The 25260-nt window shown below is 66.0% G+C and carries 26 protein-coding genes and 1 pseudogene; 9 read left to right on the forward strand and 18 right to left on the reverse strand.

What is annotated here, in order from left to right:
* Positions 1-319 (forward strand): annotated as a pseudogene (locus BLT03_RS12250) (IS5/IS1182 family transposase); the annotation flags it as partial.
* On the opposite strand, the gene BLT03_RS12255 reads toward BLT03_RS12250, so the two are convergent.
* From BLT03_RS12255 to BLT03_RS12260, 3 genes are all read right to left on the reverse strand, one after another.
* Positions 232-1233, reverse strand: coding sequence for a tRNA dihydrouridine synthase (locus tag BLT03_RS12255; protein ID WP_092744039.1), 1002 nt, complete (start codon positions 1231-1233; stop codon positions 232-234). The pseudogene BLT03_RS12250 and the gene BLT03_RS12255 overlap by 88 nt on opposite strands.
* Positions 1230-1379: a hypothetical protein gene (locus BLT03_RS24470; protein ID WP_175537743.1), complete on the reverse strand. Its 150-nt coding sequence runs from the start codon at positions 1377-1379 to the stop codon at positions 1230-1232. The genes BLT03_RS12255 and BLT03_RS24470 overlap by 4 nt, the downstream gene beginning before the upstream one ends.
* A 110-nt stretch (positions 1380-1489) precedes the next feature.
* A complete protein-coding gene (locus tag BLT03_RS12260; protein ID WP_245711355.1) occupies positions 1490-2944 on the reverse strand; it encodes a YdgA family protein in 1455 nt (484 codons plus the stop codon).
* 240 nt (positions 2945-3184) lie between these two features.
* Here BLT03_RS12260 and BLT03_RS12265 point away from each other — a divergent pair, with 240 nt between their 5' ends.
* A complete protein-coding gene (locus tag BLT03_RS12265; RefSeq protein WP_092744043.1) occupies positions 3185-3673 on the forward strand; it encodes a hypothetical protein in 489 nt (162 codons plus the stop codon).
* A gap of 77 nt (positions 3674-3750) precedes the next feature.
* Here the strand turns inward: BLT03_RS12265 and BLT03_RS12270 are convergent, their stop codons facing one another.
* From BLT03_RS12270 to BLT03_RS12300, 7 genes are all read right to left on the reverse strand, one after another.
* Positions 3751-4917, reverse strand: a complete 1167-nt coding sequence (locus BLT03_RS12270; RefSeq protein WP_092744045.1) for a methyltransferase — start codon at positions 4915-4917, stop codon at positions 3751-3753.
* Positions 4918-4969: 52 nt separating this feature from the next.
* Positions 4970-5491: a GNAT family N-acetyltransferase gene (locus BLT03_RS12275; protein ID WP_092744242.1), complete on the reverse strand. Its 522-nt coding sequence runs from the start codon at positions 5489-5491 to the stop codon at positions 4970-4972.
* Between the two features lie 118 nt (positions 5492-5609).
* On the reverse strand, positions 5610-7046 hold the full coding sequence (locus BLT03_RS12280; RefSeq protein ID WP_092744047.1) for a coniferyl aldehyde dehydrogenase: 1437 nt from the start codon (positions 7044-7046) through the stop codon (positions 5610-5612).
* Between the two features lie 218 nt (positions 7047-7264).
* Positions 7265-7609 carry a hypothetical protein gene (locus tag BLT03_RS12285; RefSeq protein WP_092744049.1) on the reverse strand — a complete coding sequence of 115 codons (345 nt, stop codon included), beginning with the start codon at positions 7607-7609 and terminating at the stop codon, positions 7265-7267.
* A 28-nt stretch (positions 7610-7637) separates the two neighbouring features.
* Positions 7638-10247, reverse strand: a complete 2610-nt coding sequence (clpB, locus tag BLT03_RS12290; protein WP_092744051.1) for an ATP-dependent chaperone ClpB — start codon at positions 10245-10247, stop codon at positions 7638-7640.
* Positions 10248-10434: 187 nt separating this feature from the next.
* Positions 10435-10947, reverse strand: a complete 513-nt coding sequence (gene moaE, locus BLT03_RS12295; RefSeq protein WP_434802393.1) for a molybdopterin synthase catalytic subunit MoaE — start codon at positions 10945-10947, stop codon at positions 10435-10437.
* Between the two features lie 28 nt (positions 10948-10975).
* A complete protein-coding gene (locus BLT03_RS12300) occupies positions 10976-11215 on the reverse strand; it encodes a hypothetical protein (protein ID WP_092744053.1) in 240 nt (79 codons plus the stop codon).
* Between the two features lie 198 nt (positions 11216-11413).
* Between BLT03_RS12300 and BLT03_RS12305 the strand changes: the two genes are divergently transcribed.
* The 3 genes from BLT03_RS12305 (at position 11414) to BLT03_RS12315 (ending at position 13344) form a co-directional block, all read left to right on the forward strand.
* Positions 11414-11668: a hypothetical protein gene (locus BLT03_RS12305; protein WP_092744055.1), complete on the forward strand. Its 255-nt coding sequence runs from the start codon at positions 11414-11416 to the stop codon at positions 11666-11668.
* Positions 11669-11718: 50 nt separating this feature from the next.
* Entirely contained in the window at positions 11719-12069 is a 351-nt protein-coding gene (locus tag BLT03_RS12310; protein WP_092744057.1) for a hypothetical protein, read from the forward strand.
* 339 nt (positions 12070-12408) lie between these two features.
* Positions 12409-13344 carry a dihydrodipicolinate synthase family protein gene (locus tag BLT03_RS12315; protein ID WP_092744244.1) on the forward strand — a complete coding sequence of 312 codons (936 nt, stop codon included), beginning with the start codon at positions 12409-12411 and terminating at the stop codon, positions 13342-13344.
* Positions 13345-13348: 4 nt separating this feature from the next.
* Here the strand turns inward: BLT03_RS12315 and BLT03_RS12320 are convergent, their stop codons facing one another.
* The 6 genes from BLT03_RS12320 to BLT03_RS12345 form a co-directional block, all read right to left on the reverse strand.
* Entirely contained in the window at positions 13349-13600 is a 252-nt protein-coding gene (locus BLT03_RS12320; protein WP_092744059.1) for a MoaD/ThiS family protein, read from the reverse strand.
* The gene (locus tag BLT03_RS12325) at positions 13597-14805 is read right to left on the reverse strand and encodes a molybdopterin molybdotransferase MoeA (RefSeq protein ID WP_245711356.1); all 1209 of its coding nucleotides are present in this window, start codon (positions 14803-14805) and stop codon (positions 13597-13599) included. The genes BLT03_RS12320 and BLT03_RS12325 overlap by 4 nt, the downstream gene beginning before the upstream one ends.
* 24 nt (positions 14806-14829) lie before the next feature.
* Positions 14830-15390, reverse strand: coding sequence for a molybdopterin-guanine dinucleotide biosynthesis protein B (mobB, locus tag BLT03_RS12330; protein ID WP_092744063.1), 561 nt, complete (start codon positions 15388-15390; stop codon positions 14830-14832).
* Positions 15391-15466: 76 nt separating this feature from the next.
* Positions 15467-16894, reverse strand: coding sequence for a threonine synthase (gene thrC, locus BLT03_RS12335; protein ID WP_092744065.1), 1428 nt, complete (start codon positions 16892-16894; stop codon positions 15467-15469).
* Positions 16894-18255: a homoserine dehydrogenase gene (locus BLT03_RS12340; protein ID WP_092744067.1), complete on the reverse strand. Its 1362-nt coding sequence runs from the start codon at positions 18253-18255 to the stop codon at positions 16894-16896. The genes thrC and BLT03_RS12340 overlap by 1 nt, the downstream gene beginning before the upstream one ends.
* Before the next feature lie 76 nt (positions 18256-18331).
* Positions 18332-19561 carry a pyridoxal phosphate-dependent aminotransferase gene (locus BLT03_RS12345; RefSeq protein WP_092744069.1) on the reverse strand — a complete coding sequence of 410 codons (1230 nt, stop codon included), beginning with the start codon at positions 19559-19561 and terminating at the stop codon, positions 18332-18334.
* Positions 19562-19732: 171 nt separating this feature from the next.
* On the opposite strand from BLT03_RS12345, the gene BLT03_RS12350 reads away from it, so the two are divergent.
* The 4 genes from BLT03_RS12350 to BLT03_RS12365 all read left to right on the forward strand — a co-directional run bounded on the left by BLT03_RS12350 (position 19733) and on the right by BLT03_RS12365 (position 23094).
* On the forward strand, positions 19733-20110 hold the full coding sequence (locus tag BLT03_RS12350; protein ID WP_092744071.1) for an Mth938-like domain-containing protein: 378 nt from the start codon (positions 19733-19735) through the stop codon (positions 20108-20110).
* Positions 20111-20255: 145 nt separating this feature from the next.
* Positions 20256-20741: a peroxiredoxin gene (locus BLT03_RS12355; protein WP_092744072.1), complete on the forward strand. Its 486-nt coding sequence runs from the start codon at positions 20256-20258 to the stop codon at positions 20739-20741.
* A gap of 153 nt (positions 20742-20894) precedes the next feature.
* Entirely contained in the window at positions 20895-22712 is a 1818-nt protein-coding gene (locus BLT03_RS12360; protein ID WP_092744073.1) for a PhoH family protein, read from the forward strand.
* A gap of 16 nt (positions 22713-22728) precedes the next feature.
* Entirely contained in the window at positions 22729-23094 is a 366-nt protein-coding gene (locus BLT03_RS12365; protein WP_092744074.1) for a hypothetical protein, read from the forward strand.
* 95 nt (positions 23095-23189) lie between these two features.
* Here the strand turns inward: BLT03_RS12365 and dnaB are convergent, their stop codons facing one another.
* Complete coding sequence (dnaB, locus tag BLT03_RS12370; protein ID WP_092744075.1) at positions 23190-24602, reverse strand: replicative DNA helicase; 1413 nt, start codon at positions 24600-24602, stop codon at positions 23190-23192.
* A gap of 197 nt (positions 24603-24799) precedes the next feature.
* Positions 24800-25252, reverse strand: coding sequence for a 50S ribosomal protein L9 (gene rplI / locus BLT03_RS12375; RefSeq protein ID WP_092744076.1), 453 nt, complete (start codon positions 25250-25252; stop codon positions 24800-24802).
* Between the last annotated feature and the right edge of the window lie 8 nt (positions 25253-25260).

Here is a 25260-nt window from a genome sequence, read left to right on the forward strand (position 1 = left end):
CGTGAAGGTCGAGGGCGTGCGCATCCTGATGTCAGGCCAAAAGCGTGGCATCACCCGAATGCTCAAGGCCATGATCAAAAGGCGCAGCGCCATCGAACCGGCTATCGGGCACATGAAGATGGACGGCAGGCTTGGCCGCAATCCGCTCAAGGGTGCGCTGGGCGATGCGCTGCATGCGGTGATGTGCGGGGCCGGGCACAACCTGCGCCTGATCCTGGCCGCGCTGCGGTTTTATTGCGCCCGATTCGGGCTGTCGATGCAGCCGGTCATCGCAGCCCTGGTCGCTGCACCCGCTGACCGCCGACCTCTCTGCTGCTGAGAACGGAATTGTTCAGGACGGACTTGGTAAGCGGCCTCGCCCTCCGGAAAACGGCGGCGCAGCAGGTTGAGCCATTGCTTCAAGCGCCCTGCCCGCTGGCGTGGCTCCAGGTCTTCACAGACCAGCCGCCAAAAGTCGGCCATATGCGGCTGCAATGCCGACCAGGGAAGCGGCGGAGCGCCCGCGTCGCCAGCATCCGCTGATCGGATCGCAAGCGCCAGGCCGGGGTCGGCGACGATGCCTCGGCCGAGCATCAGGGCATTGCAGCCCGACACTTCGCGGCAGCGCTGTGCATCGGCCACGGTCCATATCTCGCCGTTGGCCACCACGGGGATAGACACGGCATCTCGTATCGCGGGGATCTGTTCCCAATACGCCGGAGGCCGGTACCCATCCGCCTTGGTGCGCGCGTGCACGACCAATTCGCACGCACCGCCGGCCTGCATGGCCTGGGCACATTCACGGGCCAGGGACGCATCGTGGTAGCCCAGGCGCATCTTGGCAGAGACAGGTAGATGCGACGGGACCGCTTTTCGTACGGCACCCACTACGGCCGCGATGCGCTCAGGCTCCTTCAGCAAGGCCGCACCACCGCCATGGCGGTTGACCACATTGGCCGGGCACCCGAAGTTCAGATCGATTCCCTCAGGGCCCAGGGCAGCAAGGCGCGCGGCGTTTTCCGCCATGCTGCCGGGATCGGAACCCAGCAACTGGGCACGCACCGGCACGCCTGCCAACGTGCGGCCACCGTTGCGCAACTCCGGGATGTAGCGAAAAAACACCTTGTCGGGCAGGAGGGTTCCAGTAATGCGGATGAACTCGGACACACACCGGTCGACTCCGCCGACGCGGGTCAGCACGTCGCGCAGCACGAAGTCGAGAAGCCCTTCCATCGGGGCGAGCAGCAAGGTCATGGCAGCATGAAATTTGAGAAGGGCAAAAGCGCTGGCCACCAATTTTCGCGAAAGCCTTTGCCAAGCGCTTTTTGCGCGGCATTCAGACCAGCGTCCACCTCGCTTGCATCGGGCAGAAAAAGAAACGCTGGGTCGGCATCGAACAAAGCAAAAGGGCAGCATATCTGCTGCCCCTTGGGTGTTTACCGTGCGATTTGCCAATCACGGAAGGCGAGCGTCCTGCTGAGCAGAACGCTCCGTGGCTCAGGCGCGGGGCTTAGAAAGCGCCCTTCGGCAAATCGATGGCCTTGCCATTGAGCTTGACCTGGCCAGCTTCCATCTTCAAAACGCTGACCAGGTTGTCGCTCTCCTGGCGCAGGTAACCGGCCGCCTGGGCCATGCCGATCATGGCGTCCATGTCTTCGGCCTTCATCTCCTTCTGGCCGACGGCCTGGGCGATGGGTGGGAGCCAGGCCTTTGGCAGGCGCATGCTGGCGTTCAGCGTCGATCCCTTGATCAACGAAGCTTGCCAGCCGGTCTGTGCCACTTCTTCGGCCGTCGGCGCGCGCTGCACTTCGGCGCCGTATTCGAGCTGCCCCTGCTGGCCCTTGTACGTGGCCAGGATCTTCATCGAGTAGGCAGGAAGAGCGCCCACAAGGCGGGGCGCGCTTTCCTGCAGCAGGGTCAGCCAGCGGTCCTCCACCTTGGCGGTGGCCTTCGCCACGCCATCGGTGCGGTATTCCTCAATCAACGCCTGCTGCAAGGTCTTGATCGTCTGCACGTCGATCCGCTGGAACTTCTCTTCGAACCCGATCGATTCGAATTCGATGGGGCCCACGCTGCCTTTGCCGTTGAGCGAGGTCGCGATGTTCCCTGTCGTGCCATTGTTCTCGATGGTCGATGACCCGGCCACGTCTTTCAGCGCCATGATCGAAGTCGCCGCACCACCGGCTGCCGGCGTGCTGCTGGCGTCGATCTGCGCGAAGCGCATCGTGCCGGTGCCAGGGGCGAAGAGCCACATCCCGTCGATCACCTGGTACTCGAACTTCCCTTCCATGCCCTTGAAGCCGAAGGCGATGCGCGAAGCAGGCTTGGCCTTTTCTTCTTCGTCTTCCTCATCATCCTTTTCACCCGGCGTGCCTGGCAGGCCGACCAGCGACACATCAGGCCATTGGAAGGTGCCGTTGACGCGCGTGCGGTCGCCATTGAGGGTCATCTCACTGACCATTTCCTGCCAGCGCATCGTCATCTCTTCGTTGCCGATCTCGCCTGCAGGCACGAGGAAACGCAGGTCATGGCTGCCCGACAGATGGTGCACGGTGGTCAGCGTGGGCGCGGTCACCTTTTCCAGTTCCTTCGTGACCTTCGGGTCCAGGCCTTCCAGCGCAAAGCGGGAATCCACCACGGCGGCTGCGAAACGGCGCCCTGCCCACGGACCATGGTGAACCGTGCTGTCCACGACCAACCGCAGTGGTGGGGATGCCGGTGCGCCGGCATCGGTCTTCGTGGCCGCGGCGGGCGGCGTCCACTGCAGCACCAGCTTGGCTTGCGACGTGAAGAAACCCTTGCGGTATTCCTCCGACACGATCGCTTGCGGGCCGACAGCCTTGCGCAGTTCGACCAGCGCCTCGTCATAGCTGGCCTGTGCACGTTGTCCCATGTACCAGGTGGCACCGCCATACGCGACGACCACGAGCGCTACTGCGGCGCCGATTGCTGTTTTCTTATTCACTGAATGTCCATCAAGATGAGTTCTCCCCCCAGGGCGAAGCCCGCGAGAATACCACCGCCTCCTGACAGCACTGCAGGCCCTTGCGATCGATGCCGTCAGCATGCAAGCCCTGGCCCCGATCAAGGGTTGAAGCCTGCTGGCGATGCGAACCCACCGTGGCGAAAGGGCTTGCCCTCGAGTCATCGCAGCGTCACGCGACTGCGCTGCAATCAGGCTTTCGCCTGACCCTAAGCCCTTTCCATGCTGCTCCTGAGAACCGACAAGGCCCGCCTGGAACTGTCTCCCGGCGTGCGCACCCTCAGCCTGCGTGAACGCTCCTTATTGCTGCTGGCCGATGGCCGGTCGCTGAAGGATCTGCAGGCCATGTACAACGGCATCGGCGCCCAGATCGTGGAGCAGCTGATGCGCCAGGGCTATCTGGCAAACCCCGCCGCTGCGGCCCCGCCCGCCGAAGCGCCCACTACGACAGCGAGCGACGCACCCGCGCCATCGAATGCGTTGCGCTCGCTCGCCGGCGCCCGCATGTACCTGTTCGACATTTGCGAGCGCATGTTCGCGCGCCGCAATGCCGATCTGGCCCGAAATTTCCACGAAGCGCTCCGTGGCGCACGCAACCGCGACAGCATGCTGGACGTGAGCGAGGCCCTGCTGGACGAGATCACCCTGCTGGCAGGCCCCGAGCGTGCCGCCGCCGTGCGGGAACGCATGGAGCAACTGCTGCCAGCGTGATCGGCAAGGCTACTGACGCTACAAAGCGCGACCACCGCTACCGGCAAACGTCGCCTGAGAGTGGAAAACCCAGATGGTCAGGAGGCGGAAAGCCGCCAGAGCGAAGTGCGCTCGGCCGATCGCGCTGCATGCAGAGGGTCCGCAGGGTCCATCGCCTTCGCATGGCGGGGCTGGACCTCGTGCCGGTCCACCACCTGCAGGCCGGCGCTGGCGATCCATTCGAGCAATTGCGCGCGGGACCGCAGGCTCAGGTGCTCAGCCAGATCGGACAGGATCAGCCACCCCTCGCCTCCCGGCGAAAGATGCGCCTTGAGACCTGTGAGGAAGCCGCGCAGCATGCGGCTGTCCTCGTCGTACACGGCGTGCTCGATGGACGAGCTGGCGCGGCCGGGCAGCCACGGCGGATTGCACACCACCAGCGGCGCCTGGCCGGAAGGAAACAGATCGGCCTCCAGCACTTCGACCTTCGATGCCAGGCCCAGCCGCTGCACGTTGTCGCGCGCACAGGCCAAAGCGCGTGGGTCCTGATCGGTTGCCACGATCTTTTGCACGCCACGCCGGGCCAGCACGGCCGCCAGCACGCCGGTGCCAGTGCCGATATCGAAAGCGAGATCGGTGGCGGGCAACGGTGCCTGGGCCACCAGATCCACGTACTCGCCCCGAACGGGCGAGAACACGCCGTAGTGCGGATGGATGCGGCGCGGCGCCTGGTCCGTGCCCAATGCTGGAATCTCGACGCCCTTTTTGCGCCACTCGTGCGCACCGACCAGGCCAAGCACCTCGCGCAGCGACACCACGCAGGCCGCGCCATCGGGCTTGCCCCAGGCTTCGGCGAAGGCCTCCCGCAGATCGGGCGCACGGCGCAGCGCGATGGTGTGGTCGCCCTCGACCGGCACGAGCAGCATGCCCAGCAGGCGCGCGCGCTGTGCCTGGGACTGGCGGTGCAGGTGGAAAGCATGGGCCGGCCCCACCGCTGCGGCAGCGGCCGCACTGGACTGGGCCTTGCGGCCCGCTTTGGCGGCCTTGGGCTTTTTGTCCGCACGGCGCATGAGCGCCTGCAGCAGGTGCCGGGCGTTTTGAAAATCACCGCGCCACAGCAGGCCCGTGCCCTCGCATGCCAGCCGATAGGCCGTGTCGGCCGCGAGCGTGTCGTCGGCCAGTGCCACCCGGCGGGGCGCGGCGGCACCGCTTTCGCTGCGCCAGGGCGCAGAGCGGTCCTCGTCGTTCTCGGTCCAGTGGATCATGCGGTGCAATGCAAAAAAAGGTTGAAGGTAGCGGCTTGGCGAGCTTGGCGAATCAGTTCAAGGGGCGCTTGAGACGCACTTCCTCGATCTTCACACCGCCGACCACAGCGGTCTTGGCCGTGGACATTTCGCGCTTGAAACCGGCCAGCTCGTGAAAGCGCAGCGCGCGTTCGTTGCGCAGCGGCACCCAAGCGGTGACGTTGGTGCAGCCCTCTTCCTGAAGGCCGTCGCGGGCGGCGTCCCACAGGGCCACGCCCACGCCCTGGCTCCAGTGCGTGGGGGCGGCGTAGATGGCCCAAATTTCACCCGTGGTGGGGCGGGATTTTTCATCGCGCGAGCGGTCGAAACCGACGAAGCCGACGATCTTGTCGCCGTCCACCGCCACCTGGACCTGGGGCTCGCAATACTCGATGGCCTCGCGCCAATAGGCTTGGCGCTTTTCGACCGAGGACAGGGATTTCAATTGGTCGTCGGGCAACAAGCCACGGTATACCTCGGCTGCGGAAACGGTATGGATCTGTGCAATGGCTTTGGCATCGCGAAGCGTGGCGGGACGAACCTGGATACTGGACATGGAAAAAACGGAACGAAACAGGGGATGAAAAAACGAAAGGAGCGGCATTGTCGCCGCAAATGGTTTTTCCACTCCAGCCCTGGGATGTCCGCGGCCCTGCGGCCGGGCCCGCTGGCGGCTATAGCCAGCGGCGCAGCAGCCCCATGACACGGTCGAAACGCGCTCCGTACGGCGGGTAGAGCGCGGCCCCCAAAGACCAGCGCGACTGCACCAGCACCGACTTCTGGTGGCAAAAGCGCAGAAAGCCCGCCTCGCCGTGGTAAGCCCCCCAACCGCTGTCGCCTACGCCGCCGAACGGCAGGTTGTCGTGCGTGATGTGCATCAGCGTGTCGTTCACCGTGACGCCGCCGCTCACCGTGCGGCGCAGCACGTCGTCGCGCACCGCCTCGTTGCGGCCGAACCAGTACAGCGCCAGCGGCCGCGGCCCGGCATTGATGTGCGCGATAGCGTCGTCCAGGCGTTCGTAGCCCAGCACGGGCAGCACGGGGCCGAAAATCTCTTCCTGCATCACCTGCATGTTCAAGCTCGCGTTGAACACCAGCACCGGCGGCATCTGGCGCCCCACGCCGTCGCCGATGCCCTGCGCGGGCGGTGGCGGCGAGCCCGGCACGGGCTCAAGCACCTGCACGTCGGCCCCTTGCGTCTGGGCCTGTTGCAGCATGGTGCGCAGGCGTGCCAGTTGGCGCGGATTGATGACGGAGGCGTAGTCGGGGTTGCCCTCGAAATACGGAAACAGCCGTGCCACCGCAGCGCGGTAGGCCTCGCCGAATGCGGCTTCGCTGCCACGCGGCAGCAGCACGTAATCGGGCGCGATGCAGGTCTGCCCGGCGTTGAGCAGCTTGCCGTGCGCGATCTTGAGCGCCGCGTCCTGCAGATCGCAGCCGGCATCGATGATGCAGGGCGACTTGCCGCCCAGCTCCAACGTGGTCGGCGTCAGGTGCACGGCAGCAGCCTGAGCCACCTTGCGCCCCACAGCGGTAGAGCCGGTGAAGACGAGGTGATCGAACGGCAACGACGCGACCAGCGCCGCTACGGCGGCATCGCCCTGCACCACGCAGAACTCGTCGGGCGAGAAAAATTGCGACACCAGCGATGCCAGTTGGGCGGAGGTGTGCGGCGTGAGTTCGCTCGGCTTGAGCATGACCCGGTTGCCGGCCGCGAGCGCACCGATGGCCGGTGCCAATGCCAGCTGCACGGGGTAGTTCCAGGGAGCGATCACGCCGACCACACCCAGCGGCTGGCGCTGGATCCACGCATGCGCCGGCTGCAGAAACAGCGGCGTGAACACTTTGCGGGGCTTTACCCAGCGGGCCAGGTGCCTGAGCGTGTGGGATAACTGTGCGCGCAGCACGAACAGATCGGCCACTTCGGTCAGGCGCGGGGACCGCATGCCGAAGTCGGCCTGCACGGACGCGGCCAGCGCCGGACCGTGTTCATCCAGCATCTTGCGCACGCGCAGCAGGCGCTCGCGGCGCACCAGCAACGGCACATCGGCATGGTCCCGGCTGGCGCGCCGCTGGATTTCAAACTGGTGGCGGATATCGGCAGGGGTCATTGCACGCATCATAGGCAGCGCCCTTGCAACGGCCTGTAAACCCAGGTCTCCAAGTGCCTCATTCGCGGAAATAGTCCGTAATGTCTGCACACGCCGACGAAAACACGGCGTGCCGGGCTCAGACGCTAATGCATAAGCGCGCAGCCGGACACCTGCGCGTCGTCGGCCAGGCCGCCAGGCCGGGTGACGCGATCAACGGAAGATCGCGGCCAGGCCGATCAGGAAACGTCGCGTGCCTGGACGTCGGTCACATCCCGGGCGCCGGGCAGTTCGCGCGACCGGACGACCGGCTCGGCGGGCCCGTCCGCGACCGGACGGCCGGCGGGTGCGGCCGACCAGCGTGCGGTGCTGCGGTACACCGTGCTCCAGCCGGTGCGCGGATCCATGCGCATCGCCCAGGGCGTGACGGGCCGGCCCGTGAGACGCGCCCACAAGGCACGCGCGCCCCAGACCACGGCCAGCAGTGCCGCCACGGCCAGCAGGCTCAGGAAAAAGACCACGCCGACGACCACCACGGCCAAGCGCAATATCCACCGGATCAACCCGGCTGCAAAATCGTTCAAACCACGTCCTTTCCTGAGAAGGCCCGGCTCAACCCTGCGTCAGGGCTTCGCCGAACCGGAACACGCCCGGATCGAGCACCGGGTCCACATCGACCGGAATCACGCTCTTGGGAGCGAACCGGCCTTCCAGCAGCAGCTTCGACAGCGGATTCTCCAGCCGTTGCTGGATCGCCCGCTTGAGCGGCCGCGCGCCGAACACCGGATCGAAGCCTACCTTGGCCAGCTCGGCCAGGGCCGTGTCGGACACCTGCAGATGCAGGTCCATTTTCGCCAGGCGTGCTTCGAGCAGTTGCAACTGGATGCGTGCAATCGCTTCGATGTTCTTCGCGTCCAGCGCATGGAACACCACCGTCTCGTCGATGCGGTTCAGGAATTCGGGTCGGAAATGGTTCTTGAGTTCCCCCCACACCGCTTCCTTAATGTCGTCTACGTCCTGCCCGACCATCGCCTGGATCAGGTGCGAGCCGATGTTGCTCGTCATCACGATCACCGTGTTCTTGAAATCCACGGTGCGGCCCTGGCCATCGGTCAGGCGGCCATCGTCCAGCACCTGCAGCAGCACGTTGAACACGTCGGGATGCGCCTTTTCCACCTCGTCGAGCAGCAGCACGCTGTAGGGCTTGCGGCGCACGGCTTCGGTCAGGTAGCCGCCCTCCTCATAGCCCACGTAGCCGGGCGGCGCGCCGATCAGACGGGCCACCGAGTGCTTTTCCATGAACTCGCTCATGTCGATGCGGATCAGGTGGTCTTCGCTGTCGAACAGGAAGCCCGCCAGCGCCTTGCACAGTTCGGTCTTGCCCACGCCCGTGGGGCCGAGGAACAAAAACGACCCCGTCGGCCGGTTCGGATCGGACAGCCCAGACCGGGAGCGTCGGATGGCGTTGGCCACGGCGGCAATCGCCTCGTCCTGGCCCACCACGCGCTCGTGCAGCTTGTCTTCCATCTGCAAAAGCTTGTCTTTCTCGCCCTGCATCATCTTGGCCACGGGAATGCCCGTCGCCCGGCTCACGACCTCGGCGATTTCTTCGGCGCCCACCTGGGTGCGCAACAGGCGCGGGGCGCTCGATGCGCCGTCCTTGCCGGCTTCCTTGGCCTGCGCCTCACGCAATTGCTTTTCCATCTCGGGCAGCTTGCCGTATTGCAGCTCGGCCACCTTGTTGAAGTCGCCCTTGCGGGTGAATTCCTCGATCTGGAACTTGAGCTTGTCGATGGCTTCGCGCACGTGCGCGCTGCCCTGCGCCTGGGCCTTTTCGGACTGCCAGATCTCGTCGTAGTCGGCGATTTCCTTTTGCAGCTTGGCGATCTCTTCCTCGATCAGCGCGAAGCGCTTTTGCGAAGACTCGTCCTTCTCGCGGCGCACGGCTTCGCGCTCGATCTGCAGCTGGATCAGCCGACGGTCGAGCCGGTCCATCACCTCGGGCTTGGAGTCCATTTCGATCTTGATCTTGGACGCCGCCTCGTCGATGAGGTCGATGGCCTTGTCGGGCAGGAAGCGGTCGGTGATGTAGCGGTGCGACAGCTCGGCCGCGGCCACGATGGCCGGGTCGGTGATGTCCACGCCGTGGTGCACCTCGTACTTTTCCTGCAAGCCGCGCAGGATGGCGATGGTCGCCTCCACCGTGGGCTCGCCCACCAGGATCTTCTGGAAGCGCCGCTCCAGCGCCGCATCCTTTTCGATGTACTTGCGGTATTCGTCGAGCGTGGTCGCGCCCACGCAGTGCAGCTCGCCGCGCGCCAGGGCGGGCTTGAGCATGTTGCCCGCATCCATGGCGCCCTCGCCCTTGCCGGCGCCGACCATGGTGTGCAGCTCGTCGATGAAGACGATCGTCTGGCCCTCGTCCTTGGCCAGTTCGTTCAGCACGCTCTTCAAGCGCTCTTCGAACTCGCCGCGGTACTTGGCGCCTGCCAGCAGCGCGGCCATGTCGAGCGACAGCACGCGCTTGCCCTTGAGCGACTCCGGCACCTCGCCAGCCACGATGCGCTGGGCCAGGCCTTCCACGATGGCGGTCTTGCCCACTCCGGGCTCGCCGATCAGCACGGGGTTGTTCTTGGTGCGGCGCTGCAGCACCTGGATGGCGCGGCGGATCTCGTCGTCGCGGCCGATCACGGGGTCGAGCTTGCCGATGCGGGCGCGCTCGGTCAGGTCCAGGCAGTATTTGGTCAAGGCGCCGCGCTGGCTCTCGGCCTCGGCGCTGTCCATCTTCTGGCCGCCGCGCACGGCGTCGATGGCAGCCTCCAGGCTCTTGCGGGTCAGCCCGTTGTCCTTGGCGATCTGGGCAGCATCGCCCTTGCTGTCGATCAGCGCCAGCAGGAACAGCTCGCTGGCGATGAACTGGTCGCCGCGCTTGATGGCCTCTTTTTCAGTGGCCTGCAGCACGCGGCCCAGCTCGGGGCCGCCCTGCACCTGGTCCCGACCGTGCACCTGCGGCAGGCGCTTGACGGCGGCTTCGGCCGCGGAGAGCAGCCCGGGCACGTTGGCGCCAGCACGCTGCAGCAGCGCGCGCGGGCCGTCTTCCTGGCGCAGCATCGCGACCAGCATGTGCACGGGTTCGATGTAGGCGTTGTCGTTGCCCAAGGCCAGCGATTGTGCATCGCTCAGGGCTTCCTGGAACTTGGTGGTGAATTTGTCGAGACGCATGGTTGCAATGTCCTCCGAATTGCGATGTATTTGGGGGAGGTGGCGATGCTTTTCAAGCGTGCACACGCCCGCGGCACCGTGCGGCAGAACATCGCCATTCCATCGGCAAAGCGAGCCAGAAAAATCGATCTGCTCACTTATTGATAGCAATACACCCTAGTGGAATATGCGCTGGATGCCAATTTCACTAAAAACCCTCTGCCGCGTTGGGAACCGCCGCAATGCCCCAGCGCGCCAGCGCCGCGTCGTCGCTCTCGCGGGCGTCGACCCAGCGCGCGCCCTGGGGGGTGGCTTCCTTCTTCCAGAACGGCGCCTGCGTCTTGAGGTAATCCATCAAAAACTCGCACGCCTGGAAGCTCTGCCCGCGGTGCGCCGAGGTCACCGCCACCAGCACGATCTGGTCCTGCGGCTGCAGCAGCCCGACGCGGTGCACCACCCGGGCGCCGAACAGCTCGAAGCGGCGCAGGGCCTCGTCCACCATGGCTTCGATGGATTTTTCGGTCATGCCGGGGTAATGCTCCAGCTCCATCGACGCCACGGCGTCGCCCGCGTTGCGGTCGCGCACCGTGCCGACAAAGCAGCACACCGCCCCGACCCGGGCGTCGCCCGCGCGCAGGGCGGCCAGCTCGGCGGACACGTCGAAATCCTGCGTCTGGACGGAAACGCGGGGCGAAGGTGTCATGGCGGCGGAAGACGGCATGGCTTGGAAAGAGCGATCCGGCGTCTCTTTACGGCGAGCGGTGCAGCCGCGGGGCGGAGAGCATGCCGCGCTCTTCCTCGATGATCTGGTCGAGCTGGCGGCGCGACGGAGACGCCGCCACCCGCGCCAGCATGGCCTGCAGCCGCACCACGTCGGCCACAGAAGGCGCCACCTTCACCTGCGCGATGGCCGCCTGGGTGTTGCCGCCCTGGATGAGGGCGAAGACCTTGCCGGCCCACTCGTCTTTGTCTTTCGAATTGCGTGCCATGCGGCGTTGTCCTTGTCCTGGTGCGTGCTTGCGTGTATGCGTATGTGCGTTCGCAAAGCGCGATTGTCACGGGAAACCCGGCGGCCGGGCAGCACCGGGCAAACAGCGCCTTTGCTAAAGTGCCCAGCTTCCACGGCATGCCGCTGCGCCTTCTGCCGAGCGCGCCACCCGCCGCCGCCCCTTTCGCCCGAGTTCCGCATGGCCACCCAGACCGTCACCACCGACCGCTACAAGCTCTTTCCGTCCCCGCGCAACCAGCACCGCGTGGTGTTCGAGCACGAGGTCTTCCAGCCCCATCCTTACGCGCTGATCGATCTGCCGAGCTACGACCTGCGGGGCCGCTACAGCCTGTTCGCCGCCCACCGCCTGGCCGACGGCAAGATGGGCCAGCTCGCCACGTTCGAGCTGGCCGAGGACGCCCAGCGTTTCGAGCGCCTTTTCACGCCCGACTGACCGATCCGACGAACGAACGACCAGACGAACCCACAAGCCTTTCGCGCGCCATGTACGACGACAACCAGATCCACGTCCCGCCCTCGTTCCTGAGCGTGTACAGCGATGCCCGCCAGCGCCTGTCCGAGCCGGCCGACGTGGTGCGCGCGCGCTACGAACTGTGCGAAGACCTGGCCTGCCACCTCGTGAAGCAGGCGCAGACGCTGTACCACGTGCAGGCGCCGTCAGAAGCCGAAATCCTGCTGCGCATCCACGCCGGGTTGGCTGGCGCCGAGTCGGGCGTGGCGCCGGGCGAGGCCCGCTGGATCGTGCTGCGCCTGGCCGAGCTGCTGGAATGGCGCTGTCCGGAATTGCCCGACACGTCGATCGACACTGCGCCGGGCGACGCTGCTCCGGCTTAACCTTGCCGAGCACATGAGCACATGAGCACCGAAGCGCCACGGCAGGCGCGCAGGTGCCGGCGTGACCGCTCTATACTGCCCGCCATGCCTTCGCACTCCCATTCGCTCCCGCTGACCATCCGGTCCGCGGTGGCGTGCGCAGGCAAAGCCAAAAAACCCCAGCTCATCTGACCGGAGCTGCGGTTCCGTCCGGATGAGCGACGGAACCGCGCGGCAGGCACCCCTCCCCCTTCTCCTTTTTCGGCCTGCCGCAATGACGGTCGGCGCACGCATCCCTGGACGGCTCCCTCGGTCGTTGTTCGAAAGGATGTTCCCGTGCGTTCAGATTCCGTTTCTTTCATTGTTTCCACCAGCAACCTCGACGGTCCTGCGCCCCGTTCGCGCGGCGATTTTTCGGGGCTCTGGATTCCACTCGTCACGCCGTTTCGCCAGGGCGCGGTGGACCATGCCGCCTTGAAGGCCCTGGTGCAGCGGCTGCGCGGCACCGGCATCGCGGGCTTCATGGCCTGTGGCTCCACCGGGGAAGTGGGGGCACTCGATGTGCGCGAGCAGGACGCCGTGCTCGCCACGGTGATCGAACATGCGGCCGGCCTGCCGGTGGTGATGGGCCTGTCGGGCTGCCATCTGGGCCACGTGCTGTCGCGCGTGCGCGATCTGAGCGCACAGCCGCTGGCAGGGCTGCTGGTGCCGGCGCCCTATGCCATCCGACCGTCCCAGGCGGGGCTTCAACAGTGGTTCCAGGCGATTGCCGATGCCAGCGCGGCCCCGCTCATCCTCTACGACATTACTTACCGCACCGGGGCCACGCTGGAGCTGGCCACGCTGCGAAGCCTGGGAACCCACCCGAACATCCGCGCCGTGAAGGACTGCGGCGGCAACCCCGCCAAGACGCAGGCGCTGATCGCGGACGGCGCCCTGCAGATCCTGGCCGGCGAAGACGCCCAGGCATTCACCACCGTCGCCCTGGGCGGTGCCGGTGCGATCGCCGCCAGCGCGCATTGGCAGACAGCGCAGTGGGTCGCCTGCCTGGACGCCATCGCGGCGGGCGATCTGGCGCAAGCCCGAAGGGAGTGGCAGACGATCACACCTTGGGTGGACGCGTTCTTTGCCGAACCCAACCCTGCGCCGATCAAGGCGTTGCTGGCGGCCGAGGGGTGGATGGCGGACGAGTTGCGATCACCGATGACCTCGGCCTCGCCGGAACTCGTGCAGCGGCTGCGGCGCGCATTGGCGGCCATGCAGGGCGCCGAGCCCGCTGAGGTCCGCGGGTCCTGACGCTTCAGCCGCCCGTGACCGGGGGAAAGAACGCCACTTCCGCCCCATCGGCCAGCGCGGCGGATTCATCGCTCAGCGTCTGGTCGAGCGCCATGCGCACTGCGCGGCCACGGCCCAGGCTTTGCGCCCACGGTTCGCCGCGGGCGATGAGTTCGTCGCGCAGGGCGCCGAGCGTGGGCGCCTGGGTGGAGACGGTCTCGCTGCCCTGCCCCACGGCTTCGCGGATCGCGGCGAAATAGCGGATGGTGACGTTCATGACTGCAGCTCCGCCCAGGGGATGAAGCGCACGGTGTCGCCGTGCGCGATGGTCTGGCCGACCGGGTTGTCCACCACGCCGTCGCCCCAGGCCACCGAGGTGAGCACGCCCGACCCCTGGTGCGCGAACAGTTCCAGCCCGCCTGCGGCGTTGTGCCGCACGCGCAGAAACTCCCGTCGCCAGTCGGCGCGCGGCCAGTCGAAGTGGGCCGTGGCCGCCACGCCCTGGGGCACGACCGCCTGCACGCCCTGCAGCCGCAGCAGGAACGGGCGCACCAGCACGGCGAAGGTCATGAAGCTGGACACCGGGTTGCCCGGCAGCCCCATGAAGTGCGCGGCACCGATCCGGCCGTAGGCGAACGGTTTGCCCGGCTTCATGGCGATCTGCCACAGGTCCAGGCGACCCAGGGCTTCGACGGCGGGTTTGACGTGGTCTTCCTCGCCCACCGAGACACCGCCGCTGGTCAGGATGAGGTCATGCGCTCGGGCTGCGCTGCGCAGCGCAGCCAGCGTGTCCTCGCGCCGGTCGGGGACGATGCCCAGGTCGGTCACCGCGCAGCCCAGGCGCTGCAGCAGCGCCCGCAGAAAGAAGCGGTTGCTGTTGTAGATGGCACCGGGCGGCATCTGGCCGGGGGCGACGTCGCCGGGCATGACGAGTTCGTCGCCCGTCGAAAACAGCGCCACGCGCGGGCGCCGCGCCACGGTCAGCCGCGCGAGGCCAATGCTGGCGGCCAGCCCCAAGGCGGCCGGGTTGAGCCGCGTACCCGCGGCCAGCACCTCGGCGCCGAATGCGATGTCTTCGCCGGCCCGGCGAATCCACTGGCCGGCGGCGGGAACGGCATTGATCTGCACGCGATCGCCATCCAGCGCCTCGCAGTCTTCCTGCATGGCGATCGCATCGGCCCCGGCCGGCACGGGTGCACCGGTGAAAATGCGCGCGGCCGTGCCGGCGGCCAGCGGCTCGCCCGCGCTGCCAGCAGCGATGCGCTGCGACACCGGCAATGGCGCCCCCGGCGCGGCCACGTCGGCACGGCGCAGCGCATAGCCGTCCATGGCGCTGTTGTCATGCGGGGGCACCTGCAGCGGCGAGACGGCAGCCTCGGCCAGCACGCGGCCGTCGGCCTCGAAGGCGTCCACCGTATCGGTGCCGTCAAGCGGCGTGGCATGGGCCAGCAGATCGGCCAGCGCCTCGTTCAGGGGTTTCATCGGGGGGCGGGGGGCTGAGGACATTCAAGGGGCTCCAAGCGGTGGCGGCGGAACATATTCGAAACGCGGCCCCTGGGCGATCAGCCAGTCGGCCAGGGCATCGATGGGGCCGGCCCATCCGTCGAAGACGGGCAGGCCGGTGGGCACCGGCAGGCGGCCGGGCGCGTCGGTGGAGATGGCGACGATGAACGGGTCTTCGGGGTAGCGCACCACGGGCTCGGTGCCATCGGGCGGGAGCCTGCACACCTCCACCTTGGGCAGGTCGCATTCCTTGAAACCCTCCACCAGGGCCCAGTCCACGCGCGGGTCCAGTTCGGCCAGCAGGCCATGGACCGTCGGCTCGACGGGCGGGTGCTCGAACTCGCGCATGAGCACCAGGCGCCGGCCCGAGGCGGCCACCACTTCGAACGCCCCGGCCTCGCGGTGGCGCCAGGTGTCTTTGCCGGGGTGATCGACATCGAATTTGTGGTGGGCATGCTTGACCACCGACACGCGCTGGCCGCGCTGGCGCAGCGCAGGGATGAGCCGCTCGATCAGCGTGGTCTTGCCGCTGCCCGAAAACCCGGCAAAGCCCACGACCTTCATGGCGACCTTTCGAGTTTTGCTATTAAATTAATAGCGATACATCCATTGAATACTGCGGCAGCGGCCTGTTTCGCACTCAGGCGCAGTGGCGGCTGATGTAGGCCTTCACCAGGCCCACATCGGCCGGCATGACCTGTACGCGCTTGGGCAGCGCCTCGATGCCGTCGAACTTGGCCGGCCGCTCGGGCGGACGCCCCAGCGCTTCGACGATGGTTTCGGCGAACTTGATCGGCAGCGCCGTTTCGAGCACCAGCATGGGCACGCCCGGCCGGTTGTGCTCGCGCGCCACCTTCACGCCATCGGCGGTGTGGGTGTCGATCGTCACGCCGAACCGCTGGAACGTGTCGCGGATCGTCGCGATGCGGTCGGCGTGCGTGCTCTTGCCGCTCACGAAGCCGTAGCGCCCGGCGGCATCGGCGAAGGCCGGATCGGCGCTGAGGTCGAACGCGCCCTCGCGCGACAGGGCATCGCCGAACAGCGCCTGCGTGCGCGCGCCGTCGCGGCCCAGCAGGTCGAACACGAAGCGTTCGAAGTTGCTGGCCTTGCTGATGTCCATCGACGGGCTCGACGTCTCGTGCGTGTCGGCGCTGCCGCGCACGCGATAGACGCCCGTGCGGAAGAACTCGTCCAGCACGTCGTTCTCGTTGGTCGCCACCACCAGCTGATCGATCGGCAGGCCCATCATGCGCGCCACATGGCCGGCGCAGACGTTGCCGAAGTTGCCCGACGGCACGGTGAAGCTCACCTTCTGGTCGTTCGTGTCGGTGGCCTGTACGTAGCCCGCGAAGTAATAGACGACCTGCGCCAGCAGGCGCGCCCAGTTGATCGAATTGACGGTGCCGATCTTGTACTGGCGCTTGAACGAGTGGTCGTTGCTGACCGCCTTGACGATGTCCTGGCAGTCGTCGAACACGCCTTCGATGGCGAGGTTGTGGATGTTCTCGTCCTGCAGGCTGAACATCTGCGCCTGCTGGAACGCGCTCATGCGGCCATGCGGGCTGGTCATGAACACGCGCACGCCCTTCTTGCCGCGCATGGCGTACTCGGCCGCGCTGCCGGTGTCGCCACTGGTCGCGCCCAGGATGTTGAGCGTTTCGCCGCGGCGCGCCAGTTCGTACTCGAACAGGTTGCCCAGCAGTTGCATCGCCATGTCCTTGAAGGCCAGCGTGGGGCCGTTGGACAGGGCTTCGAGCCACAGGCTGTTTTCCAGGTGGCGCAGCGGCACGATCTCGCCGGTGCCGAACACCTCGGCCGTGTACGTCTTCTCGCACAGGGCCTTGAGGTCGGCCGCCGGAATGTCGTCGATGTACAGCGACAGGATCTGAAAGGCCAGCTCCGCGTAGCCCTGCTCGTGGTATGCCTTGCGCAGCCGGGTGAGCGCCGCGTCGTCGATCTGCGGATAGCGCTCCGGCAGGTACAGCCCACCATCGGGCGCGAGGCCCTCCAGCAGGATGTCGCAGAAATGCTTGCGGTCTGCGTGACCGCGGGTCGAGAGGTACAGCATCAGTTCAACTCCTCCTTGCGGATGCGGGTGATGGGGCCGAGCACCGTGGGCAGGGCCTGCATCTGCGCGATGGCGTCGTTCATCGTGCCCTCGCGCGTGTCGTGCGTGAGGATGATCAGGTCGGTCTGCGTGGAGCCCTCGCCGCCCACCTCGTCGGCTTCGCGTTGCAGTACGGCATCGATGCTGATGCCGGCCGTGGCCAGCAGGCCCGTGACCTTGGCGAGCACGCCGGCTTCGTCGGCCACGCGCAGGCGCAGGTAGTAGCTGGTGACGACTTCGCTCATGGGCAGCACGGGCAGCGTGCCCATGGCCTGGTCGAGCGTGTGCGACTGGAAGGCCAGGTGCGGCACGCGGTGTTCCGGGTCGGCCGAGGCCAGGCGGGCGATGTCCACCAGGTCGGCGATCACGGCGCTGGCGGTGGGCTCGCTGCCCGCGCCCTTGCCGTAGTAGAGCGTGGTGCCCACAGCATCGCCCTGCACGACCACGGCGTTCATCGCGCCTTCCACGTTGGCGATCAGGCGCTTGGCGGGCACCAGCGTGGGGTGCACGCGCAGCTCCACCCCATCGACCTGGCCGGACGCGGCGCCCGCCACCTGGCGCCGCTTCGCGATGCCCAGCAGCTTGATGCGGTAGCCCAGTTGCTCGGCGTAGCGGATGTCGGCCGCGCCGAGCTTGGTGATGCCTTCCACATAGGCCTTGTCGAACTGCACCGGAATGCCGAAGGCGATGGCGGACATGATGGTGGCCTTGTGCGCAGCATCGACGCCTTCGATGTCGAAGGTCGGATCGGCTTCGGCGTAGCCCAGGCGCTGCGCCTCTTTCAGCACCACGTCGAAATCGAGGCCCTTGTCGCGCATCTCGGACAGGATGAAGTTCGTGGTGCCGTTGATGATGCCGGCGATCCACTGGATGCGGTTGGCGGTGAGGCCCTCGCGCAGCGCCTTGATGATGGGGATGCCTCCGGCCACCGCGGCCTCGAAGGCCACCATCACGCCCTTGGCGGAAGCGGCCGCGAAGATCTCGGTGCCGTGCACGGCCAGCAGCGCCTTGTTGGCCGTGACCACGTGCTTGCCGGCAGCGATGGCTTCGAGCACCAGCGCCTTGGCGATGCCGTAGCCGCCGATGAGCTCGACCACGATGTCGATGTCGGGGTTGGCGATGATGGCGCGCGCATCGCTCACCACCTGGGCGGTGTCGCCCACGACGGTCTTGGCGCGCGCTGCATCCAGGTCGGCCACCATGGAGATTTCGATGCCACGGCCGGCGCGGCGGCGAATTTCTTCCTGGTTGCGTTGCAGCACGTTGAAGACGCCGCTGCCGACGGTGCCAATGCCCAGCAGGCCCACTTGGATCGGTTTCATGATCGAATTACCAGTCAAATTGCACTGCAGCGCTTGATATATAAGCGCCGGCAGCTATGAAAATAGGAGTACGGACTCAAACGGTGCCGTGCTGCTGCCGGTACTTGGCGAGGAAGTCCGCCAGGCGGCCGATGGCCACCCGCAGATCGTCTTCGTGCGGCAGGAACACGATGCGGAAATGCTGCTGATCGGGATAGTTGAAGCCCGATCCCTGCACCAGCATCACGCGCGTGGCGCGCAGCACCTCCATGAAGAATTGGCGGTCGTCGGCGATGGGGTACATCGCGGGGTCCAGGCGGGGGAACATGTAGAGCGCCGCCTTGGGTTTCACGCAGCTCACGCCCGGGATCGCCGAGATGAGTTCATAGGCCAGGTCGCGCTGGCGCCGCAGGCGCCCGCCTTCCCGGACCAGGTCGTTGATGCTCTGGTAGCCGCCCAGCGCCGTCTGGATGGCCCACTGGCCGGGCACGTTGGAGCCCAGCTTGATGTTGGCGAGCATGTTGATGCCCTCGATGTAATCGCGGGCCACTTCCTTGTTGCCCGAGATCACCATCCAGCCCGCGCGGTAGCCGCACGAGCGATAGGCCTTGGACAGCGAATTGAAAGTGAGCGTCAGCACGTCGGTGGACAGGCTGGCCATCGCCGTGTGCTTCACGCCGTCGTACAGCACCTTGTCGTACACCTCGTCGGCGAGCAGCACCAGGCCGTGCTCGCGCGCGATTTCCACGAGCGCCTTGAGCAGTTCGTCGGAATACAGGGCGCCCGTGGGATTGTTGGGGTTGATGACCACCAGGCCCTTGGTGCGGGGCGTGATCTTGGCGCGGATGTCGTCCAGGTTGGGCATCCAGCCGTTGGCTTCGTCGCAGGCGTAGTGCACGGGCTTGCCGCCCGACAGGCTGGCGACGGCCGTCCACAACGGATAGTCGGGCGCGGGCACCAGCAGTTCGTCGCCATCGTCGAGCAGCGCGTTGGTGGCCATGCCGATCAGGTCGCTTGCGCCGTTGCCCAGGTAAATGTCGTCGAGCGTCACGCCCACCACGCCCTGCTGCTGGCTGTAGTGCATGACGGCCTTGCGCGCCGCGAAGATGCCCTTGCTGTCCGAATAGCCTGCCGAGTTGGGCAGGTTGCGGATCATGTCCTGCTGGATCTCTTCGGGGGCGTCGAAGCCGAACGGCGCGAGGTTGCCGATGTTCAGCTTGATGATCTTCTGCCCCTCGTCCTCCATCTGCTTGGCCGCGTCCACGATCGGGCCCCGGACATCGTAGAGAACGTTACTGAGCTTTGCGGATTTATGGATGGTCTTCATGCGCAGGCAGAAAAAAGCGGAGGGCCGGACACGGGGCGGGATGACCCGCCAGAGGGCATTGCCTCTCTGGCGAAACTTATAATTTGACCACAGTTCCCGCAGCGCCCCGGGGCCCTTGGCCCCTTGCAGCGCACCCTTTCTCCCCGAACGGGCGCACCCCGCCCCCGACGCATGAAATTCCAGCCCGACCGCTCCGAAACGCAGAACATCAGCGCCTACGGCCCCGGCTGGATCGGCGTGGATGGCGAAAAGCTCACGACCAGCCTGATCCTCGGCTCCCGCGGGCTGCGCCAGGAATGGGCCTGCACGCACTTCGAAGACCTGACGCCCGCGCATTTCGCGCAACTGGCCGAACTCGATGCCGAACTCATCATTTTCGGCAGCGGTTCGCGCAATCGCTTTCCGCCGCCCGCCTGGCTGCAGCCGCTGATGGCCAAGCGAATGGGGCTGGAAACCATGGACACGCAGGCCGCCTGCCGCACCTACAACATCCTCGCCGGAGAGGGCAGAAACGTGGTCGCAGCCCTGCTGCTCGAACCTTCTGCTTGAGTTGTGTATCTTGGTTACAGACTGCGATTCGCGAAAGAGTCCGTTTCAAGGTAAAATCTCGGGTTGCGGTCGGGGGCCCTCCAAGAGCAATAACACACCGCTCCCCCGGCTATTCAACGACTACATCCAGAGAGATTGAAGTGCCATGGCGATCGTTGTCAACAAACCCCTGCCTGAATTTGAAGCCAACGCGACCGGAGGGATCAAGGTCTCTAACACCTCGCACCTTGGCCAGGTTCTGATCCTGTACTTCTATCCCAAGGACAACACCCCTGGCTGCACGACAGAAGCCATGCAGTTCCGCGACAAGTACAAAGACTTCGTCAAGGCCGGTGCCGCCGTCTTCGGCGTGTCGCGCGACAACATGAAGTCGCACGACGACTTCAAGGAAAAGCTCGAACTCCCGTTCGAACTGATCGCCGACACCGAAGAAAAAATGTGCCACATGTTCGGCGTGGTCAAGAACAAGATCATGTACGGCAAGAAGGTCAAGGGCATCGAGCGCAGCACGTTCCTCGTCGGCCCCGACGGCATCCTCGCCCAGGAATGGCGTGGCCTCAAGGTGCCGGGCCATGTGGACGAAGTCCTCAAGGCCGTGAAGTCCATCAAGGCCCTCAAGAAAGCTGCCTAATCGCGCTGCGGCATGGCTCCGCGGCCCGTCATGGGGAGCATGCATAATGGGTCGATGCTGCTGAGAAACGCAACGCCCTCCCTTCACCAACAAGCCGCCTTGGCCTCCAGGCGGCTTTTTGCTTTCTGACCATCCCTTCGAGGCCATTGCACCATGCCCCTGCCCCCCGCTCCCACCCGGCGCGCCGCGCTGCTTTCCCCGGATGCCTACCACCAGACCGCGGCCCGCGCGGACCTGAACACCGCCGACGAGCCCGCCGAAACCGTCGAAGCCCCCGCACCCCGCGCCTCCCGCAAATCGTCATCACGCACGACGCAGGCCACGCGCGCTGAAACCCCACGCCAGGAAAGCCCCGCAGTTCGCGCCCCGGCACCGATGGCGGACGACGTTGCCTTGCCGCAAGAGCGCAACCCGTCGACACGACGCCGTAACGCCCCAGCACCGGCTGCCGCCCCCATGCAAGCCCGCGAACCCGCCACGGCCGAGCCGATCCAGTCGCGGGCGCCGGTCGCCGCCACAGAAGCGGCAGCGGCCCCCATCGCATCGCCCGGCGCGCGTGCCCGCAAGGTGCGCAGCAACGGTCCCAAGAAGATGTTCGTGCTCGACACCAACGTGTTGCTGCACGACCCGACGAGCCTCTTCCGCTTCGAGGAACACGACATCTTCCTGCCGATGATCGTGCTCGAAGAACTCGATGGCCACAAAAAAGGCATGACCGAGGTCGCACGCAACGGCCGGCAGGCCAGCCGCACGCTCGACGCCCTGGCCGCCGCGCAGGGCGCCGACATCGCGCGCGGGCTCAAGCTCGACTCCACCGGCCAGCGCGCCGCTGGCGGTTGCCTTTATTTCCAGACGGCCCCGCTCGACTACAGCCTGCCTACCAGCCTGCCCCAGGGCAAGGCCGACAACCAGATCCTGGGCGTTGTCGAAGCCCTGCGCAAACTGCATGCCCCTCGCGAAGTCGTGCTGGTGTCCAAGGACATCAACATGCGCGTCAAGGCACGCGCGCTCGGCCTGAACGCCGAGGATTACCAGAACGACAAGACGCTGGAAGACGGCGACTTGCTGTATTCCGGCCTGCTCGCGCTGCCGGCCGACTTCTGGGTCAAGACCGGCAAGAACGTCGAGAGCTGGCAAAGCGGCGTGCACACCTATTACCGCGTGGGCGGGCCGGTGGTGCCGCAACTGATGATCAACCAGTTCGTGTATTTCGAAGCGCCCGGCGAGCCCAGCCTGTTCGCCCGCGTGACCGAAATCCGCGACCGCACGGCTGTGCTGCAAACGCTCAAGGACTACGGCTCGGCCAAGAACGCGGTATGGGGCGTGAACACGCGCAACCGCGAGCAGAACTTCGCCATGAACCTGCTCATGGACCCTGAGGTCGATTTCGTCACCCTCACCGGCACGGCCGGCACTGGCAAGACGCTGATGGCGTTGGCCGCCGGCCTCACGCAGGTGCTGGACGAGCGCCGCTACACCGAGATCATCATGACCCGCGCCACCGTGAGCGTGGGCGAGGACATCGGTTTCCTGCCCGGCACCGAGGAAGAAAAGATGGGTCCCTGGATGGGCGCGCTGGACGACAACCTCGAATTCCTGGCCAAGGGCGACGGCGGCAACGCTGGCGAATGGGGCCGCGCGGCCACCAATGAGCTGATCCGCAGCCGCATCAAGATCAAGAGCATGAACTTCATGCGCGGGCGCACGTTCCTGAACAAGTACGTGATCATCGACGAGGCGCAGAACCTGACGCCCAAGCAGATGAAGACGCTCATCACGCGCGCAGGCCCGGGCACCAAGATCATCTGCATGGGCAATCTGGCGCAGATCGACACGCCCTACCTGACCGAAGGCTCTTCCGGCCTGACCTACGCCGTGGACCGCTTCAAGGGCTGGCCGCACAGCGGTCATATCACCCTGGCGCGCGGCGAGCGCTCACGCCTGGCGGACTTCGCCAGCGAAGTGCTGTGAACGGGAGCACCCGGTAATGGCCGTGGGATGGATGACTGCGCTCAAGCTGGTGCCCTGGGGCGACGTGATCGAAGCGACGCCCCAGATCCTGCAGGCCGCCCGGCGGCTGCTGGGTCAGACACAGAAAGGACCGGCCACGACGGCCGCGCCTTTGCCGAACGGCACGGAGGACGGCCTGGCCGCGCTGCGCCAGCGGGTACAGGCGCTGGAGGCCGAGCAGCAGGCGTCGGCCGTGCTGATCGGTTCACTGGCCGAGCAGAACGCCCAGCTCGTGCGTGCGGTGGATGCGCTGCGGGTGCGCAGCCAGCGCTTGACCATTGCCGTGTCGCTGATCGGCGCGGGAACGGTCGGACTGCTGATCTGGGCCTTGGGCAGTCCCTGATGGGCTCCTTCGCACTTCCTCAAGGCGTTTGCTATTTAATTTATAGCAATGCTCCCTAGGGGAATATGCGCTGGAGGGCTTTTTGACCTGAAACGCTAGAAATCGTCGCCGGAACCCATGGCGAGATTTTCGAAGCGCGTCTGGTTCTTCTGGAAGAACAGCTTCACCGTGCCGGTGGGGCCGTTCCGCTGCTTGCCGATGATGACCTCGGCCACGTTCGGCTCCTTGCTGTCCTTGTTGTAGTAGTCGTCGCGATAGATGAACATGATGATGTCGGCATCCTGCTCGATGGCGCCCGACTCGCGCAGGTCGGACATCATCGGCCGCTTGTCGGTGCGCTGCTCCACCGAACGGTTGAGCTGCGACAGCGCGATCACGGGGCACTGAAGCTCCTTGGCCAGCATCTTGAGGCCCCGGGAGATTTCGCCCAGCTCGGTCGCACGGTTGTCCGAACTGGACGAGCCCGAGCCGCTCATGAGCTGCAGGTAATCGACCACGATCAATCCGAGCTTGCCGCACTGGCGTGCCAGCCGGCGCGCGTTGGCGCGCAGTTCGCTGGGCGTGAGGCCAGGCGTCTCGTCGATGTGCAGCGACACCGTGCGCAGGCGCTCGATCGCCTCGGTCAGGCGCGGCCACTCCTCGTCGGTGAGCTTTCCGGTGCGCAGGTTGCCCTGGTTCACGCGGCCGATGGAGCCCACGATCCGCACCGCCAATTGGGCGGCGCCCATTTCCATCGAGAAGATGGCGACGGGCAGGCCTTCGTTGAGCGCCACGTGCTCGGCGATGTTCACCGCGAACGAGGTCTTGCCCATTGACGGACGCGCCGCCAGCACCACCATGTCGCCGGCCTGCAGGCCCGACGTCATGCGGTCCAGGTCGGCAAAGCCGGTCGGCACGCCCGTCACGTCCACCGGGTTGTCCGCCATTTCCTGGACACGGTCCAGCAGGTCCACCACCAGCGTGTCGAGTGACTGGAAGCCCTGCTTCATGCGCGAGCCTTCTTCGCCGATGGCGAAGATCTTCTGCTCGGCCTCGTCCAGAATGCGCTCGACCGTCTTGCCCTTGGGGTTGAAGGCGTTGGTGGAGATCTCGTCGCTCGCCGTGACCAGCTTGCGCAGGATCGAGCGCTCCCGCACGATTTCGGCGTACCGCCGGATGTTGCTGGCGCTCGGCACGTACTGCGCCAGGCTGTTGAGGTACGCCAGCCCACCGATCTCCTCGGTCTTGCCCAGACTCTGCAGCCGCTCGTACACCGTGATCACGTCGGCGGGCTTGCTGGCGTTCACCATCGTGCCGATGGCCGAATAGATGAGCTGGTGCTCGTGCCGGTAGAAATCGCTGTCCACGAGCAGATCGCCCACCCGGTCCCAGGCCATGTTGTCCAGCAGCAGGCCGCCCAGCACGCTGGATTCGGCCTCCAGAGAATGCGGCGGCACGCGCAACTGCGCGACTTCGCGGTCCGGCGCCGGAGCGAAGTCCTGGTCGATGGAAAGGGACTCGAGGGTCATGGCAAAAGGTCCTCTCGCGGCGCGCGCGGTGGATTCACGTCAGGCAGATAAGACTGGAAAACGGAAGACTGGAGATGACAAGTCTGTGGACAAGCTGTTCACAGCCGGTGGGCGACCGGTGCATGGAACAACGCGCCAGAAACGCGAAAGCCGCCCGAGGGCGGCTTCACGATCGATGCCAGAGGCAGCGCTTTTCTTTAGGCGGTTTCGCCGTAGACCGACACGGTCACGTCCACCACCACATCGGTGTGCAGAGCCACGCTCACCGTGTTGTCGCCAACGACCTTGATCGGGCCGTTGGGCAGGCGGATCTGCGACTTCACGACCTTGTAGCCTTGCTTGTTCAGCTCTTCGGCGATGTCGTGGTTCGTCACAGAACCGAACAGGCGGCCGTCCACGCCAGCCTTTTGCGTCAGCTTGACGGTCGAACCGCCGAGCTTTTCGCCTTGGGCTTGGGACTCTGCCAGCTTGGCGGCAGCGGCCTTTTCCAGTTCGGCGCGCTTGGCTTCGAACTCGGCCTTGGCCGATTCGGTAGCGCGGCGGGCGCGGCCCGAAGGAATCAGGAAGTTACGGGCATAGCCGTCTTTGACCTTGACGATTTCGCCGAGGTTGCCGAGGTTCACAACCTTGTCGAGCAGGATGATTTGCATGACTGGTG

Source organism: Paracidovorax valerianellae (assembly GCF_900102625.1).
GTDB lineage: Bacteria > Pseudomonadota > Gammaproteobacteria > Burkholderiales > Burkholderiaceae_C > Paracidovorax > Paracidovorax valerianellae.

Coding starts and splice junctions, on each gene's coding strand:
- BLT03_RS12350 (WP_092744071.1), top strand. CDS start 19,733: ATGAAATTCCAGCCCGACCGCTCCGAAACGCAGAACATCAGCGCCTAC.
- BLT03_RS12255 (WP_092744039.1), bottom strand. CDS start 1,233: ATGACCTTGCTGCTCGCCCCGATGGAAGGGCTTCTCGACTTCGTGCTG.
- BLT03_RS12280 (WP_092744047.1), bottom strand. CDS start 7,046: ATGACCCCTGCCGATATCCGCCACCAGTTTGAAATCCAGCGGCGCGCC.
- BLT03_RS12305 (WP_092744055.1), top strand. CDS start 11,414: ATGGCCACCCAGACCGTCACCACCGACCGCTACAAGCTCTTTCCGTCC.
- BLT03_RS12360 (WP_092744073.1), top strand. CDS start 20,895: ATGCCCCTGCCCCCCGCTCCCACCCGGCGCGCCGCGCTGCTTTCCCCG.
- BLT03_RS12300 (WP_092744053.1), bottom strand. CDS start 11,215: ATGGCACGCAATTCGAAAGACAAAGACGAGTGGGCCGGCAAGGTCTTC.
- dnaB (WP_092744075.1), bottom strand. CDS start 24,602: ATGACCCTCGAGTCCCTTTCCATCGACCAGGACTTCGCTCCGGCGCCG.
- BLT03_RS12265 (WP_092744043.1), top strand. CDS start 3,185: ATGCTGCTCCTGAGAACCGACAAGGCCCGCCTGGAACTGTCTCCCGGC.
- rplI (WP_092744076.1), bottom strand. CDS start 25,252: ATGCAAATCATCCTGCTCGACAAGGTTGTGAACCTCGGCAACCTCGGC.
- clpB (WP_092744051.1), bottom strand. CDS start 10,247: ATGCGTCTCGACAAATTCACCACCAAGTTCCAGGAAGCCCTGAGCGAT.
- thrC (WP_092744065.1), bottom strand. CDS start 16,894: ATGCTGTACCTCTCGACCCGCGGTCACGCAGACCGCAAGCATTTCTGC.
- moaE (WP_434802393.1), bottom strand. CDS start 10,947: ATGCCGTCTTCCGCCGCCATGACACCTTCGCCCCGCGTTTCCGTCCAG.
- BLT03_RS12325 (WP_245711356.1), bottom strand. CDS start 14,805: ATGAAACCCCTGAACGAGGCGCTGGCCGATCTGCTGGCCCATGCCACG.
- BLT03_RS12345 (WP_092744069.1), bottom strand. CDS start 19,561: ATGAAGACCATCCATAAATCCGCAAAGCTCAGTAACGTTCTCTACGAT.
- BLT03_RS12270 (WP_092744045.1), bottom strand. CDS start 4,917: ATGATCCACTGGACCGAGAACGACGAGGACCGCTCTGCGCCCTGGCGC.
- BLT03_RS12340 (WP_092744067.1), bottom strand. CDS start 18,255: ATGAAACCGATCCAAGTGGGCCTGCTGGGCATTGGCACCGTCGGCAGC.
- BLT03_RS12365 (WP_092744074.1), top strand. CDS start 22,729: ATGGCCGTGGGATGGATGACTGCGCTCAAGCTGGTGCCCTGGGGCGAC.
- BLT03_RS12320 (WP_092744059.1), bottom strand. CDS start 13,600: ATGAACGTCACCATCCGCTATTTCGCCGCGATCCGCGAAGCCGTGGGG.
- BLT03_RS12275 (WP_092744242.1), bottom strand. CDS start 5,491: ATGTCCAGTATCCAGGTTCGTCCCGCCACGCTTCGCGATGCCAAAGCC.
- BLT03_RS12355 (WP_092744072.1), top strand. CDS start 20,256: ATGGCGATCGTTGTCAACAAACCCCTGCCTGAATTTGAAGCCAACGCG.
- BLT03_RS12310 (WP_092744057.1), top strand. CDS start 11,719: ATGTACGACGACAACCAGATCCACGTCCCGCCCTCGTTCCTGAGCGTG.
- mobB (WP_092744063.1), bottom strand. CDS start 15,390: ATGAAGGTCGTGGGCTTTGCCGGGTTTTCGGGCAGCGGCAAGACCACG.